The organism is Pleomorphovibrio marinus, assembly GCF_003347495.1.
Taxonomy (GTDB): domain Bacteria; phylum Bacteroidota; class Bacteroidia; order Cytophagales; family Cyclobacteriaceae; genus Pleomorphovibrio; species Pleomorphovibrio marinus.
Genome location: NZ_QCXY01000001.1, coordinates 1,175,639 through 1,191,687, shown reverse-complemented (window position 1 = coordinate 1,191,687; position 16,049 = coordinate 1,175,639). Strand labels below are relative to the sequence as shown.

At 45.5% G+C, this 16,049-nt stretch carries 7 protein-coding genes; 3 read left to right on the top strand and 4 right to left on the bottom strand.

Translation table 11 applies throughout. From position 1 onward, the window contains the following. Positions 1 to 66 precede the first annotated feature (66 nt). The 3 genes from DB520_RS04935 to DB520_RS04925 form a co-directional block, all read right to left on the bottom strand. Complete coding sequence (locus DB520_RS04935) at positions 67 to 1,959, bottom strand: right-handed parallel beta-helix repeat-containing protein (protein WP_114748493.1); 1,893 nt, start codon at positions 1,957 to 1,959, stop codon at positions 67 to 69. 166 nt (positions 1,960 to 2,125) lie between these two features. Then, positions 2,126 to 3,625 (bottom strand): RagB/SusD family nutrient uptake outer membrane protein, encoded by a 1,500-nt coding sequence (locus DB520_RS04930; protein WP_114748492.1) that lies wholly within the window; start codon positions 3,623 to 3,625, stop codon positions 2,126 to 2,128. Between the two features lie 24 nt (positions 3,626 to 3,649). Continuing rightward, positions 3,650 to 6,652, bottom strand: a complete 3,003-nt coding sequence (locus DB520_RS04925; protein WP_114748491.1) for a SusC/RagA family TonB-linked outer membrane protein — start codon at positions 6,650 to 6,652, stop codon at positions 3,650 to 3,652. 234 nt (positions 6,653 to 6,886) lie between these two features. Here DB520_RS04925 and DB520_RS04920 point away from each other — a divergent pair, with 234 nt between their 5' ends. The 3 genes from DB520_RS04920 (at position 6,887) to DB520_RS04910 (ending at position 12,820) form a co-directional block, all read left to right on the top strand. Next, positions 6,887 to 7,795, top strand: a complete 909-nt coding sequence (locus DB520_RS04920) for a helix-turn-helix domain-containing protein (protein ID WP_114748800.1) — start codon at positions 6,887 to 6,889, stop codon at positions 7,793 to 7,795. A gap of 291 nt (positions 7,796 to 8,086) precedes the next feature. Continuing rightward, a complete protein-coding gene (locus DB520_RS04915) occupies positions 8,087 to 11,110 on the top strand; it encodes a SusC/RagA family TonB-linked outer membrane protein (protein WP_232834844.1) in 3,024 nt (1,007 codons plus the stop codon). 27 nt (positions 11,111 to 11,137) lie between these two features. Then, positions 11,138 to 12,820: a RagB/SusD family nutrient uptake outer membrane protein gene (locus DB520_RS04910; protein ID WP_114748490.1), complete on the top strand. Its 1,683-nt coding sequence runs from the start codon at positions 11,138 to 11,140 to the stop codon at positions 12,818 to 12,820. Positions 12,821 to 13,006: 186 nt separating this feature from the next. Here the strand turns inward: DB520_RS04910 and DB520_RS04905 are convergent, their stop codons facing one another. After that, on the bottom strand, positions 13,007 to 15,736 hold the full coding sequence (locus DB520_RS04905; RefSeq protein WP_114748489.1) for an alpha-d-galacturonidase: 2,730 nt from the start codon (positions 15,734 to 15,736) through the stop codon (positions 13,007 to 13,009). Between the last annotated feature and the right edge of the window lie 313 nt (positions 15,737 to 16,049).

The following is a 16,049-nucleotide window of genomic DNA, read 5'->3' as shown; positions in this document are numbered from 1 at the left end:
GGAATCTCGCAATCTTAACCATGCCTCCGAGTGTTACCTGCTTCCTGCTCAATTTGGTTATACTTCTTATGGGGATGGTACGTAGTCCAAGATGTCTTTATATCCATCCTCAATTCCAGCCTTGTTCTTTATTTCCATCTCCACCTCTGGACCGTTGTTTTCCCAATGCACACCAGGACCCGGCCTGTTGGAAAAGAACTTGTCTTTCTCCGTCCAATTATTTTCAATCCTGATGTATGAGGAACCCTCATCCAGATAGATATACTGGTGATGATGCGGCATATGGGCGTATGGGGCATCCATAAGATCGAAAATACTGTTTTCGCTGATCTCCATATTGGGTTGTGCAGATAGGGTATAAATGCCACCTACATCATACATCTGTTTGGCAAAACGGTGAATTTTATTGGCATGTACTCGGTTGTTCTTCGCGGCACTTATCGTACGGGTCCATCCCCAACCCACACAGATTCCGGAATAGTTGACTTCCCTTACTTCGTTATGGGTTATATCCACATCATGAGCAAAGCCTACGCTTATTCCCACGCAGCCCCAATCCTCATTGGTGGCATCTGTAATCAGGTTGTTGTAAATCTTTACATGGCCCACCAGCTCCCTCCTATCACTTGGCTCATAGGGGAGATGGGCCTCGTATTCAGGCCCTCCAAAAAATCCCGCTTGTATGCCTGTACCTCCTATATCCATAAATACGTTGCCCCGCACGAGGGTATTGGATACTCCTTCAACTAAGTCCAGACCAGTGGCTGCATGATGGGTAAATAGGCATCTCTCAATTTTAAGATCAGTAGCATACCTTACCTCAAAAGCGGCGGGTTGCCTTTCTATCCAGGCTTGATTTTCCAGCCACTCCTTATCAGGGGTGCCGGGTTCAGGTAAAGAATAAGCCTCCAAAATAGACCAACCGGCCTGAAGTGGTACATGTCCTTCTCTGGAGGGCCTTAACCATGTTCCATGGGAAAACTTCAAACCCTCAAAATATACGTGGTTTACTGGGTTTTCTCTGGTGCCTCTCAGGTCCACCACGTTTTCCAAAAATGGAACTACCGCTTTAGCGGCTGCCATATCCTGATCCTCCTTTGGCCAGTAATATATCTTTCCGCTAGCGTAGTCTGCATACCACTCTCCCGGGTTATTGAGGAGTGATTTTGCCCCAACAAAGAAAAAAGCCGAGTTCCCCTGGTATTCCTCTTCCTTGTCCAAGAAAGGGGCAGGCCAAGGATGTTCGAACTCAATCTGGCTTTCCGGCTGATAAAAGGTCAACTTTGTCCGGTTGCCCTCCCTTTCCATGGATTTTACACGCAGGTTGGCAATGGCCCACCACTGGTGGATGACAAATTCCAATTCTTCCCCTTCCTCCCATTCAAAATTTGGATGTGGGATATACATTTCCTGTACTTCTTTATCCAAATCCAGAATCCTGGACAAGGACTCTTCATCCAAGTTGGAGGCTCTGTTGGCTTTTTCGCCATTTATCCAAAGCTGCCTGAACTGCAAATGTTTTCCTCCCGTTTTGGGTATGGGTGCTTCCCACAGTTTCCCTCTGCTGACCCTGGGAAAACCCGCTAGATTTCCCCTGCTTTTTTGCCAGCCTTCTACTGGCTTACCTGCTGAAAGCTCCGAATGGTTACTGGTTGCACTTTTTATTATGGTGGGGCTTTGAGAAGTGCCTGAGTCCTCAGGCCTGACCAAAATAGGTTTGTCCAAATAATAGATCCCCTCCCCTACCATAATATATATGGGCTCCTCGCTGGGATGCGTGTCTAGCCTCCTCCATTCCCTGGCTTTTCTAAGGGCCATTTCAATACTGGCAAGTGGGGTTTCCTTGTTTCCTTCCTGGAGGTCATCCCCATTCTTAGTAACCCAAATCTCTTTTGCCTCCAAAGAGAAATTGGCCAATAAGGCAAAAATAAAACATACTATAAGTTTGATTGTCCGCATATCGGGATTTTAAAATTAATTTTTGAACACTTGTGACTTCCAAGACAAAGAAATAACTCTTCCCCAAAATTCGGGAATAAATTACTGAGGATTCTTGAACCTGCCCTCCTGTACTTTCAGGTGGGCAGGACATTCTTATTTGGTAAGGGTGGCGAAAGTGCCTTTATTAAAAGCCTGGATTTTGAGACAGGTTGGGATTTGCAATCTCGTCCTGGGGGGGTATGGGGTACACCAGATATTGGCCAGTGGAAGGTTCCTTAAGGTGCCAGGAAGCCAGGAAATTCCCGTGCCTGACCATGTCCTGTCGCCTATGGCCTTCCCAGTACAGCTCTCTGGCCCTTTCCTCCAAAAGCACATCCAAGTCCACTTCAGAAAAGGGGGAGGCATTTCGGCTTTCCCTGATTTCATTGACAATTTCCAAGGCCTCGCCATTTCTTCCCAACCGGATGAGGGCCTCCGCCTTCATCAGCAAAACATCCGCATATCGGATTAGAACCACATCATTTCCGGCAGCACCCGGGTGTTCATAATCTGGAATGTACTTTACAGGTCTATAACCATTCCACAAAGTGGCGCCTACAATTGTGGGAATATCTTTGGTAAATTCTACTCCTTGCAAAGGCTGCCCGTCGGGGCCGAATTGTTGCCCTGTGAGAAAGCCTGCGTTATACCCCCTTGGAGTAGTGATGGGATGTTCATAATATTTTCGAATATCGCCATCCTCAAAAAGGTCATATAGCTCGGGCGTAGAAGCGAAGCCGTTCCAGCCCCCACCATTGGGGAGAATCATTTCTGTAGGGAAAATGGCATGCCACCATACCCATAAAGAGTGTGACCTCACCCCTGCATTACCGTGTATAGTAAACAAAAGTTCCGAAGAGGCTACCTCGTTGTCAGGGCCAAAACTGTCCCAATAAAACCCAATGGATTTACCATCAATTTCTTCGGAATGTTGAATTACCCTCTCCATATCGGCATTATCAAACTGGGGGCTTTCCCTGCTGCCATACACCCCTCTATTTAAATAAAGCCTTGCCAAAAAACCCCTTGCAGCATTTTGGCTCGCTCTATATGCTGGTCCGGAACTGGCAAGAAGTGGCAAAGCTTCCTCCACTTCATTGATGATGAAATCTATTGCTGCCTGTCCCGATAAAACCGTAGAAGGTTCCAGCAGATCGTCACCCGGCTCCCTGAAAGGAACCCTGTCGTACAGGTCCAATAAATAGAACATAAAGTAAGACCTTAAAAAGCGGGCCTCTGCCTCCAACTCCGCGCTGGGATTGAAGTTGAGCAAATTTGTGGCATGAAACACGCCTTGGTTCAAACCATTCCAAACGGAATGGAGATAGGGGTTTTCGGGAATCCAGGTATGGGTATGCAATTCACGGTACACTCCGCCATTATCCCATCCAGAAGGCCTGCTAGGAACTATAGCACCATCGGCACTTACTTCCTGGAGTAGCCATACACTACCTGCATGCTGAATAAATCGTGAATCAAACTGCCTGTAAACCGTTTCCATCAAGGAATTAAAATCCACATTCCTAAGTAGGAATTCCCTGGCTTTATCCGCCGGGAGATCAGAATGTAGTTCCTCGTGTAGGTCACTACAAGATATAGCAGTAAGTAAGGATAGGGCTATTATAAAGATGTTTAATCGTTTCATTTTTTGGGAATTTTGGGTGAGTAACTAAAAGGAAGCATTAATACCAACCATGAAATTGCGTGCTGGAGGATAGGGAATATACTCTATCCCAAAGGAAGGCACACCTCCTACACCGCGGTTGGTGTTGACCTCTGGGTCAAAACCACTATAGTTGGTGAGAAGAAACAGGTTTTGACCGGTCAGGGACATTCTGATGTTGTTGAACACCCCCATGGCACCCAAATTATAGCCGATAGTCAAATACTGTAACCGAAGGAAATCGGCATTCTCTAAAAACCGGGTGGAAATAACATTGGCATTGCCAAGGTTTTCTTCTCCTAGCCCTATTTCTTCAGAGGCATTTCTTCCTAATCCCATATTTGCAGCGGTAATCACTGCATTAGCCGTATTATTGTACACTTGGTGGCCAAAGGCTCCATTCATGCTAAAGGACAGGTTGAAGTTTTGGTAAGTGATGGAAGAGTTCACCCCCATGAGGAAGTTTGGGTTCGGGTCACCCACGAACCGTTCCTCTTCGGAGTATTGGGCGGAACCGTTTTCATCAAAGCCAAAAAACTCGCGCATTTTAAATCCAAATAGGGGTTGGTCGTTTTCTAACCTTTGGGAATTACTTCCACCTCCAAGCCCATTGCCATTAATTTGCCCAGTAAGTACAGGGGCCCCATCGTAATTGGTAAATTGATTTCTCAGGTAGGTGGCATTGAATCCCAGCTCCCAAGTGAAACCCGCTGTTTCCCTTACTACGGTGTTCAACATCAACTCGACCCCGTTATTTCGGATTACCGCAGGCAAATTGGTCCAAAACTGTGCTGCGGGTGCGGGTTGAATGGCTGGTAATTGGAAGAGCAGGTCCTGAGTTGCCTTGTCAAAATATTCCAAGGAGCCAGAAAGCTTGTAATTAAACAGGGCAAAATCAAACCCGAAATTATAGGTTTCCGTAGTTTCCCATCTGAGGTCTGGGTTGGCCACATTGGCAAGTGAAAGGCTTTGCAGGCCAAAGGCATACCGGTCTTGGGAGGCACCCGCAGGAAACTCCTGGTTTCCGGTACGACCCCATCCGAAGCGCATTTTCAGATTACTCAGGGCATTTACATCCGAAAGGAAATCCTCATCGCTCATTATCCAAGCCGCCGCAAATGATGGGAAAAAACCATATTTGTTGTTTTCACCAAATTTTGTGGAACCATCCACACGCATGGTTCCAGTAAGCAGGTACTTGTCGGATATGTTCACATTTACCCGACTGAAATAAGATTGAATTTGGTTAGTAGGATCCCTAAAGGAGTTCACCTGAATATTATCCCTAGAAGGATTTTGGAGGATATTCGTACCCAGGATATCAAACATGGTGAATCCCCTGGCAGTGATATTATTCGTGTAACTTCTGTAATCTTGCAATTCATATCCTGCCAGGGCATTGAGGCGTAAATTTTTAAATTCCCTGTCATAGGTTAGCGTATGTGTTAGGGTATGGCTGTTTAGCTGGCTAGTGTTGACCACCCCCAAGCCTAAGTCCGTGATGGTATTCAAGAAGAGATCTCCTGAAGTGTCCACAGTTCTATTGCCTTTGGCATGATTCACTCCAATATTTACCCTGTATTTCAAGTGGTCGGTAATATCATAGGATGCCCCTATACTGGCCAGGATATTTGAAATATTACTTACGTCATTGTAATAACTTAACAATGCCATGGGGTTAGTTGGTAAGCCTGCTACGTTCCTACCTCCTTCCTGATAAAGCCTCTGCACAAAGTTCCCTTGCCCATCACGAAAAGGCACGGTGGGATTCCATTCTATCGCATTTCCGATCAAGCTCCCATTGACATTGGAGTTCTCAGCTATGGGTGCACCATTCTCAATATTGTTATTGGCGATAAGGCTGATGTCCAGCTGTAGCCTGTCTTCCGGCAAGAATTTAAAATTCCCGTTGTAGCTAGCAGTGTACTTCCTGATCCCGGAATCCCGGATGATGCCTTCCTGATCGTGATAACCAGCAGAAAGCCTGTAGCTGCTTTTGTCAGTCCCTCCGGTTACGGAAAAGTTTACGATCTGCGTCAATGCTGTCCTAGTGATGGCATCAAATGCATCCACAGAAGCACCTCCATCATAATCCAGCATTTCCCTATGGGCCAATGCACTACGAAAGGTATCTCCGTCCATGATGGAGGGCTGGTTGGCCATGGTACTTACACCGGATTGAACTTGAAAATTAACAGTTGGGGCTCCGGATTTGCCCTTCTTAGTAGTGATAATAACTACCCCGTTTGCACCCCTGGACCCATAAATGGCAGTAGCGGAGGCATCTTTCAAAATATCTATGGTCTCGATATCGTTGGGGTTAAGAAAGTTCAAGGGGTTGGAGCCTTCTGTGGTACCAAGTTCACCGGCAGTCGCAGATGGCTTCGTATTCCTGCCGTCCAGGGGTACTCCATCCACCACAAATAGTGGTTGATTGCCTGATCTCACGGAAGAGGCACCCCTAATCCTAAAGGTGACCTCACCTCCTGGGGCCCCACTGTTGTTGATAATGTCCACTCCGGCCACCTTTCCTTGGATCATCTGGTCTGGGGACACATTTATTCCCTGGTTGAAATCCTCTTCCCCCACGCGGTTTATGGCACCTGTCAGATCCCTTGATCTTGCCGTACCATATCCCACAATTACGACTTCATCAAGATTTTGGAGGTCCTGGTCCAAAAAAATCTCAAAACTAGACCTTCCCCCCACCTCCACTTCTTGGGTTACATAGCCTACAAAGGAAACTACCAAGGCTGAAGCATCATCGGGAATGGATAATTCGAATGTCCCATCGATATCCGTAACGGTACCAATATTGGTCCCTTTCACCATTACAGTTACTCCAGGCATGGTGTGCCCTTCTGCATTGTCCAGGATTACCCCACGGACATCCCTTTCATCAAATAATAGGGATTCGTATGAATTTTTGGAGTGATTTTCGCCGTATGCGGCGCATAGTGTGGTCGATAGCAAGAAAATAAGACCACAGCCCAGTAAATACATTTTCATCTGGTTAGGGATTTGGGTTTACAATAATTTAGTAAGGAATGAAATATGGCTCATACCTGTATAAGCAGAACAAACCTAAGTGTTTATAATATCGTGCATTATTAAAATTGCACTTTGGTCAATTTTGTAAAAGGTGTGAAATGGAAAATTGGATTATTAGGACGGCTAAATTGGCGCATATTGACTATATTTGATCAACAAACCACCATTTACCAAAACCAAAACCAACCAACTATGAACAGTCTAAAATCCGGAGAATCGGGAATTTGGTGGCATGAAGACAATAAGGGACCATTAGAGAAAATCCCGTTCTTTAAACAGTTTGGCAGCATGAAATTTTCCAAGGTGAGGATGGACGAAAACATGCGGCCGCACCTAAACGATGGTATAGAAATACATTTTATCGAAAGTGGAAAATACGATTGGGTAATTGAGGACAAATCGGTGGAAATGCTACCGGATGACCTTTCTGTCACTGCCCCTTGGCATTGGAACGGAAGTCCTGCGGGAAAGATGGATATGGGCCAAATCAACTGGATTATATTAAAGCCGGAAAAATTCAGCCAAAGTGAACCCCTGGACCTTGGCTTATGGACCAGCCTGACCTATACCTTCCAGATGCGTCTGGGAGAAATGATAGCACATGAAAAAGGAATCGTGATCCGCAAAGCCAAGGCGTTCCAAAAGTACTTTGATGGGATTAGGCATGAGCTTCTGGCACAACGGCCCTGCTATGATATCATAGTGGTAAATCTATTGGAGAACTTGCTTATCGAATTGCATAGGCACCTGAGCAGCCGCCAGCTGAAAATGAATGAAGATGGCAGTTTCATTAAGACGCTGGAGGAAATGGTTTTTGAAGACCTCACGGAAAAATGGCCGGTGGAAACTCTTGCAGAAAAATTTGGTATGGGTAAGACCAAATTTACCGAAAAGGTAAAGAGGCTTACCGGCTACCCACCCAACAGCTACATCATCAACCTAAAAATCGAAAAGGCCAAAGACCTACTTCGGGAAGACCCTTCCTGTAACCTTTCGGAGGTAGCTTACCATTGTGGGTTTTCTTCTCTTCAGCATTTTACCACCACCTTCTCCCAACGCACCGGGGCTACACCTGGGAGGTTTCAGCATGGAAACATTTAGTATATTTTTCGGTTTTTTCCGGATTTTCATGGCTAATATTTCTTTTTTTCGTAAATCAGTGGTTAGCCCTAAATTTAATTGTTAAAATATTTTGAAATAATTTTTAATTCAATTACATATGCAAACGATTGCACATTCTTTGATAAAAACCCTATTATGATCTGTGGAACTTCTGCGAAAGTTCCCTAAGAGAATTTTATTTTCTTTTACTCCAATTAAAAATTTAATATAAAAATAACCTATTATTTTAATTTTACTATAGTAATTTCAATTTACTAACCCCAAATATTTATGAAACAATCTGTACAAAAGAGAGCAAAAGGTATGGGCATTCCTACCAATTGCCGCACTTGGATCAGGCTACTATTATTAATAGGCCTCTTCTTTTCTGTGCAATCGTTTGTCTTTTCCCAGCAAAGGCAAGTATCAGGAACGGTCAAATCCTCGACCGACAACGAAGCCATTCCCGGCGCTACTGTAGTACTAAAAGGAACCAATACGGGAACTACAACGGATATGGATGGAAACTACTCCATTAATATAGAAACCCCCGGAACCCTGGTTTTTTCTTTTATCGGATATAATAGCCAGGAGGTTCAGGTTACCAATCAATCCGTAATCGACATTGTACTCCAGGATAATGTACAAGACCTTGGAGAAGTAGTGGTAGTGGGGTATGGAACCATGAAAAAATCGGATCTGACCGGATCCATTGCCACCGTAAGAAATGAAGACCTTACCGCCATTCCTGTAACCAATGCGCTAGAGGTGATGCAGGGAAAAGTGCCGGGTCTGGATTTGACCAAGTCTAGTGGTGCCGCCGGTGCAGGGTTGAATTTTACCCTTAGAGGTAACCGCTCCCTCAACGCCAGCAACCAGCCCCTGATACTTGTTGACGGGATCATATATGGATCCACGATGGATGTAAACCCAAACGACATCGCTTCTATTGAGGTGTTAAAAGATGCTGCAGCTACCGCAATCTATGGGACACTGGGCGCTAATGGAGTAATTCTAATTACTACAAAAAGAGGTGCTAAAGGAAAAGCCCAAGTATCTGTAAACAGTTACTATAGTGTACAATCCCTCGAAAGTTATGACCATATCATGTCAGGCCCTGAATGGGTGGACTTTAGAAGGGAGTCAAGAAGGACCGTAGGGGAATGGAGTGGGCCCCAAGATGACGCCAATATATTTGTGCCCCAGCAATTAGAAAACTACAGAAATGGCATTTATACCTACTGGGCGAACGAAATCATGCGAAACGGATCACAACAAAACCATCAGGTAAGTGTAGCCGGTGCCGATGATAGGGTCAACTACTACTTTTCTATGGAGTACTTTGATGAGCAAGGGCTTTTCGCAAATGATCAACTGCAAAGGTACAGTGGCAGGGCTGTAGTGGATTATAAGGTGACTGATAACCTAAAATTATCCACCAACATCATGTACACTGTAAGGGATCACGACAGAAGAAGAGACCCCCTAAACTGGGCAAATAAAATTAGCCCCCTGGGACCGGCCTATGATGAGGATGGCAATGTGCTAATCATGCCACTCGGGGATGCCACAACTGTAAACCCCCTAAACGACGAGCTGCCTGGCAACTATGTGGACAATGAGATGAATAAAAGGGTTTTTGGAAATATAAGCCTTGAATGGCAACCCATACAAGGGTTAAACTTTACCTCCAGACTCGGGATTGACAACACCAATTCGAGGAGAGGCACTTTTATTGGTCAAAACACCATTGATGTTGGCCCTGATGGGATGACTGTGGCAAGGGCCACCAATTTCAGCACCTCTAGGACAACCTGGGAGAATTTTGCCAATTTCCATAAAACTGTTGGAGACCACGATTTCCAAGTTTTGTTGGGATCTAGTATATGGGCATTCAGGCGGGAGGATTTCTTTGCAGAGGGGCTGGATATTCTATCCCCCACCATGCTTTTCCACAACCTGGGGGCTACCCAAGATGGCATTCGAATAAACAGTAGCCTCAGGGAAAACTCCTTGGCTTCCTTTTTCACGAGGCTCAACTACAAATTTAAAGATCGCTACCTTTTGAATGGGGTGATTAGGGCTGATGGATCTTCTGTTCTCGCCCCTGGCAACAAATGGGGCTTCTTCCCCTCCATTGCAGGTTCATGGATTGCAAAAGAAGAAGGTTTTTTGAGGGACATTGAAACGATAAGTGAAATGAAGTTCAGGCTGAGTTATGGTATTTCCGGAAATTCCGCTGTGGATCCCTACCAAACATTGGGAGGCTTGAGCAAAAGCACCTATGCCTGGGACAGAGGATCTAGCGAGGTGGCTGCGTTTGGATTCTATCCCTCTTTGATTGCCGCCTCAAACCTGGGGTGGGAAACTACTGCCTCCACAAACTTTGGAATTGATTTTGGCTTCTTCAACAACAGAGTAACTGGTGCCCTTGACATTTACGAACAAAACACCAGCGGCCTTTTAATGGAAAGGGCCATACCTGCTACCTCAGGGTTTACCTCCTCATGGGATAACGTGGGCAAGACCAGGAACCGAGGGGTAGAACTTTTGCTAAGCACGGTAAACATAGATCGCCCTCAAGGTCTTTCCTGGACCACCGATTTCACTTTTTCCCATAATAAGGAAGAGATCGTAGAATTGATTGAAGGGGACAGGGATCTTGCTAACGGCTGGTTTGTAGGGCATCCCATTAATTCCTTTTTTGATTATGAGAAAATCGGTATCTGGCAGTTGGGGGAAGAGGACCTTGCGGCAGAAAACCAACAGGAAGTAGGGGAAATTCGAGTAAGAGACCAGGATGGTGACGGCATCATTACCCCAGAAGACAGGGTGGTATTGGGCAGTAATGTCCCAAGGTTCAGCCTGGGTATCAACAACCGACTATCTTACAGGGGAGCAGACTTGACCTTCTTCCTTTTTGCCAGAGAGGGGAATATGATCGTAAGTGAAGCCCATGCTTCCTATAAGATAGATGCCAGGGAAAATGGCCCAAGAGTGGATTATTGGACACCGGAAAACCCCACCAATGAATATCCCCGACCCAATGCAGGAACTAGCCCGGGTAATGCCCGGTACTTTTCCTCTCTGAGATACGTGGATGGTTCCTTCTTGAAAATCCGTGATGTGACTTTGGGGTACACACTTCCCCAGCATATCACCGAGCGTTTGCATGTCAACCGACTTAGGGTTTATACCACTGCAAAAAATTACTTTGTATGGAGCCGAATGGGGGACTATGATCCCGAACGAGGTGGAAACCTAAGCTTCCCGATGACGCGCCAAATGGTATTTGGGCTTAATATCGATCTGTAAATCCTCTTTGATCCAAACGTTAAAAAAATGAAAAATAATATTAAAATAATCTTGTTCTTAGCTTTGACAGTGAGCTTGGCTTCCTGTGAGGACTTCCTGGCCGAAGACAACAAAACCGGCCTGACAGCAGATGGGTACTACGTTACCTCAGAAGGAATTGAGGCATTGGTAAATTCTTGTTATACCCCTATGCGGTTTTGGTATGGAAAGGAACATGGCATCACGCTTTCCGAATTAGGCACCGACATTTTCACCAGAGGAAATGGGATGGAAAATCCTCCTGTGGCACTTTATAATGCTGATCTTTCGGGAGAAAACGGGCAAATTAATTTTTATTGGACCCGGCTCTACTCGGCCTTGAACACCACAAACGCCGCTGTCGCAAGAATTCCAAATTCCCCCATTTCGGAAGGGCTGAAAACCTTGAGGATGGCTGAGGTGCGCTTTCTAAGGGCTTTTTACCTCTGGCATATTGTAGAAACTTGGGGTGGGGTTCACCTTTCATTGGAGGAAGTGAGCACGGTTCAAACTACCGCAAACAGGACTCCAGAAGAACAGTTTTATGCGCAGATATTTGAAGACCTTCAGTTTGCCATTGACAATCTTCAGGAAAGCTCCAGTGACTATGGAAGAGCCATCAAACCCGCTGCAGAAGCGTTCCTAGCAAGAATGCACCTCACCAGAGGAAACTATGCCGAAGCTTCGCAGCTAGCAAAAAGGATAATAGACAGCTACAACTATGCCTTGGAGCCCACCTATGAAGCACTCTGGGACATCAATAATATACAAAATCAAGAGGCTGTGTGGATTGTGAACTTTACCGCTGACCTGATCTTTAACAGGGAACTAGAAGCACCTGGAGGGGATATTTTAATCCGTGATGGAGGAAATAATAGCCATTTGTTCTTTTTAATGACCTATGACCAATTGCCCGGTATGATTAGGGACATCGAAAATGGAAGGCCATTTGCAAGGTTTATGCCCACCACTTACTTTTTGGACCTTTTTGATGAATCCATCGACAGCCGGTATAATGCCACTTTTCAGACAGTATGGTATGCAAATAATCCCGGTACATATAACCTACCGTTGAGCTCAGGGGAGGACACCAAATCCGTTACCTTCAATGAAGGTGACACCGCTATTTTTGCTACAAAATATGCACTTACTGACGAACAAAAGGATGCCCTACCCTATACCATTATCGATAGAAACAGGACCTATAATCCCAACGGGATGCCAAGAGTAAGGGACAGGTACATCTCATTGAGAAAATTCCTCGAACCCACCCGTCCAACCGTAGCCCAAATGCAGGGGCAAAGGGACGCCTTTGTAATCCGTCTAGCAGAAATGTACATGATCGTGGCCGAGGCTGAACTAAACCTGGGAAACACCTCTTTAGCCGCCGACTATTTCAATGCCATTAGAAGAAGAGCAGCATACCCAGGACACGAATCAGATATGGAGGTCACTGCTGCAGATATGACTTTAGACCTCATATTGGATGAAAGGGCAAGGGAGTTTGCGGGAGAGCAGTTGCGCTGGTTCGACCTTAAACGAACCGGAACTTTGGTGGACCGTGTAAGGGCCCACAACCCTGATGCTGCTCCCAATATCCAACCCTTCCACATCAGAAGACCCATCCCTCAACAGCAATTGGATGCCATAACTAACCCAGATGAGTTTACCCAGAATGAGGGATATTTCTAGCACTTAATTTTAGATGTTAATTTTCAAAATGGCCCCGTCAATTGACGCGGGCTATTTTTTTTGGCTTTCTTTGCCATTCCCTGGGTTTCTCCTTGAACTTTCAACAACATGGTTTCTTAAATTTGAACCATCCAAGCCAAAAGAAATCCAGGAATTCGCCAACATGGATACAAAGGGATAAGCCTATCAATAAAACACCCAATCCACAGCCTCACGTTGTTCTTCCCCGATAATTCCTACGTCCCGTGACTGAAGTTCCTCCTCTCCATCAACAAAGCCCAGAATTAGGATTTTACCCGGGTCCAACTCCCATTCATGTACACCTGCTTCAAAATGATAAGTGTGGATATTTACCCTGGGCAACCCCTCCAATTCCATGGCATTTGCCAACAAAATCTCTGCCTGGCCCTGAAGGTTTCCAGCTGCATCGGTTTCCAGGTCGGGTGGACTAAGGTATTCCTTTTCGTCGGTACTGAAATACCCCGTCACCAATTTCACTGCCTTATCGCTTTTAAAGTGCAAGCGAGTTCCTTCCTTTCTCTGAGTCTCACTATCCAATTTAATGGCGCTTAGCCCCTCTAATTCCCCAGCCAACCTCTGCACTGGGGAAGAGGTTTCCCCATACAAATCCACTCCTGCTGACAAGGGTGTTTCCTTTCCGGCAAGATAAATCCATTCCACTTCCGCCGGTTCCCAAGGCTCCCGGTCTATACTACTTAATCTCGCCCCCTTTGTTTCTAAAACCAATTGAAGGTTACGCTCGAAATTAGAAAGTTCCTTTTCATAATGCGGGAGCATTTCTTCCCAGGTTTTGTTCTTGCCATCATCCCCTCCTATAGGAATTCTCCTTTGTGCTGTCTGCATGCTGTTGGCATAGAGGTAGTGATCCTTGGTTACCTCAACTAATTTACGATAATGGGCCACACTTTCCCTCAGATGTGGCAGGGCCTTTTCCAGATCCTCCACTTCCTCTGAATGACTAAACCGCAGTACCCATAAAGCGGCCTTGACTTTTTCAGCAAAAAAATCCGCCACATGACGATAGGCATATACATCATTTTTAAGTCGCTCAAATTCGTCAATATTGCGACTCACCTCGCCGGATGCAGCCTCTATAGCCTCATAGGCTTTCGACCCGTGTTCCACCACCTCATCGATAATTTGGGTTGGGGTTTCTCCAATGTGAGGCTCACCCTTAAATTCTTTCTCCGCATAAGAAATTAATATCTCCCCTTCTGGCCCACAAGATTCATAAAACCCGGGATAGACCCTCCATTTATACGGGTTCACCAATTGACTCCCAAACATCCCCAACAGCAAGGTCTGCCGATTACCTTCCGTAATCCCAAATCGCCTCAGCAGCTTGGGAGCAATTTCTCCAGTTTCCTCATAGGCTTTTAATATATTTTCACCGGCTTGTTTGTTTCCATACATCTGTGCCAACTGCTCCGTCCAATAGTCCATTTCTGAAGACCTGTCCCTATCTTTATTCCAGGCGTATCTTGCCCACGCTTTATACCAAATCCAATCCCTGTCCAATTGCAGTAGCCGCTCTGGTGTTTTATCTGCAGTATATGGCCAATCCCAATAGGAGGCTTGGGGGTAGAGATGCAGGGCATTTGCCTGGTGAACCTCATGCATGGCTTTTACACTTTTCTGGATAAAGTCAGGGGATCCAAAGCGAAAAGGCTCCAGGTTGGCAAGGATATGCACATTGGATATATGAACAGGGGCAGCCTCACTCAGGTCTGTATGGATTTTCGCCCATGGCCCTCTGGGTTCGTAGGTGGTAAGGGACTCGCCGTTGTATTTATGCATGGTATAGAGGTTCTGGTAAATAGGAAGCGATTTCTCCATTACCAAAGGCCCGTTGGTGTCATGGGCCCGTAAGATTATGGGGGGCTCCTCCGTTATTCCCAAGGAATCTAGCCCCTCCTTCACCCCTGGGATTACGGTTTCCGTAAACCATTTTACATCATTTTCTTCGCCTTGCATGGCTTCCCCCAACGCCACCAATAAACCCACATTTGGATACTTGGCTATAAATGCTGCAATGGACTTTTGGGTATATTCCGCCAGGAGGGGCATAAGGGGTCTGCTTCTATCTTGGGTAGCAATACCATGGTGATCCGCAAAAGGTTTAGAAACTATTACATTGTAAAACATTTGGATCACCCATATGCCCCTTTTGTCAGCCTCTTCGGTAAGAAAAGAGAATATTTCCTCATTTTTTTTAAAAGTCTCCTCATCTACTTCCAAAGCATAGGGGTATTCCTCCAGCTTCACCAATGAGGCAAAAGGGTGCCCGTTCCATAAATACAGCGTATTCATCCGGTTTTCTACCAGCATATCCAAATAGTCCAGCCACAATTCTTTGTCATAAAACCAAGGAAAATTTTCCGGTGTATAGGGGTATTCGTAAACGCCTCTTCCTGGTAGGTATTCGGTTTTTTGGAGACCTATAGCTGTACCGCGCAATACCATTTCGGGATGTTCAGCATAGTTAAGTGAAAAATCTGCCTCGCCATTTCTTTGAAAATGTTCCCCTATTGCCAATGCGCCGTACAATGCCCCAGAAGCATCCTTCCCTCTTACCCAGATGGTTTGGTTATCGGAAATTACCTGGAAGCCCTCCTTATTTAATGAATCAGGGTCAGCTTGGCTGACTTCCACACGTTCTTTGAATGGTTTCTCGTGGTCATCCCCTATTATAGAAAACAGAATATTGGGGCCTTCTTGATTATCAGAAGCCGGGATAATTTCATACCCCAAATCCTCCAATTCTTTTTTCAGTTTTTCCACCCCGAATACCATACGGGCAGGGGGCTGCTCAGGAAGCTCTATACTGATTTTGCCGGGGGAAGTATCACAGGATAAAGCGGCAAAAAGAAGTACTGCGCATATTAAATGTTGCATATGATTATAATTGTCGTTTCAAAGGCCATAACCTATTCCGAATTTCGGGATAGCATGCCCCTAACCCGATTCGGGGGCATCCCACTGTGTGACGATCCCGTCATGCCTGACTGCCGTCCAGGCAGGCTCGATATCTGTAGAAGAGAAATCTGCCCTCGGTTTACGGGACGTAGAAAAGAAACCTTTTCCTGTACACAATAGGGACTTTAATATAAAACCTATACAGCTTCCTACCTTCCTGCTCTTTACTGTATCCAAAATGGGTGGTGCATCAGAATGGAAAAAAATAACCTTCAAAGGCGCAAAACAAGTG

Excerpts from the sequence above, each read along its gene's own strand:
- DB520_RS04935 (WP_114748493.1), bottom strand. The coding sequence starts at position 1,959 with ATGCGGACAATCAAACTTATAGTATGTTTTATTTTTGCCTTATTGGCC.
- DB520_RS04930 (WP_114748492.1), bottom strand. The coding sequence starts at position 3,625 with ATGAAACGATTAAACATCTTTATAATAGCCCTATCCTTACTTACTGCT.
- DB520_RS04925 (WP_114748491.1), bottom strand. The coding sequence starts at position 6,652 with ATGAAAATGTATTTACTGGGCTGTGGTCTTATTTTCTTGCTATCGACC.
- DB520_RS04920 (WP_114748800.1), top strand. The coding sequence starts at position 6,887 with ATGAACAGTCTAAAATCCGGAGAATCGGGAATTTGGTGGCATGAAGAC.
- DB520_RS04915 (WP_232834844.1), top strand. The coding sequence starts at position 8,087 with ATGAAACAATCTGTACAAAAGAGAGCAAAAGGTATGGGCATTCCTACC.
- DB520_RS04910 (WP_114748490.1), top strand. The coding sequence starts at position 11,138 with ATGAAAAATAATATTAAAATAATCTTGTTCTTAGCTTTGACAGTGAGC.
- DB520_RS04905 (WP_114748489.1), bottom strand. The coding sequence starts at position 15,736 with ATGCAACATTTAATATGCGCAGTACTTCTTTTTGCCGCTTTATCCTGT.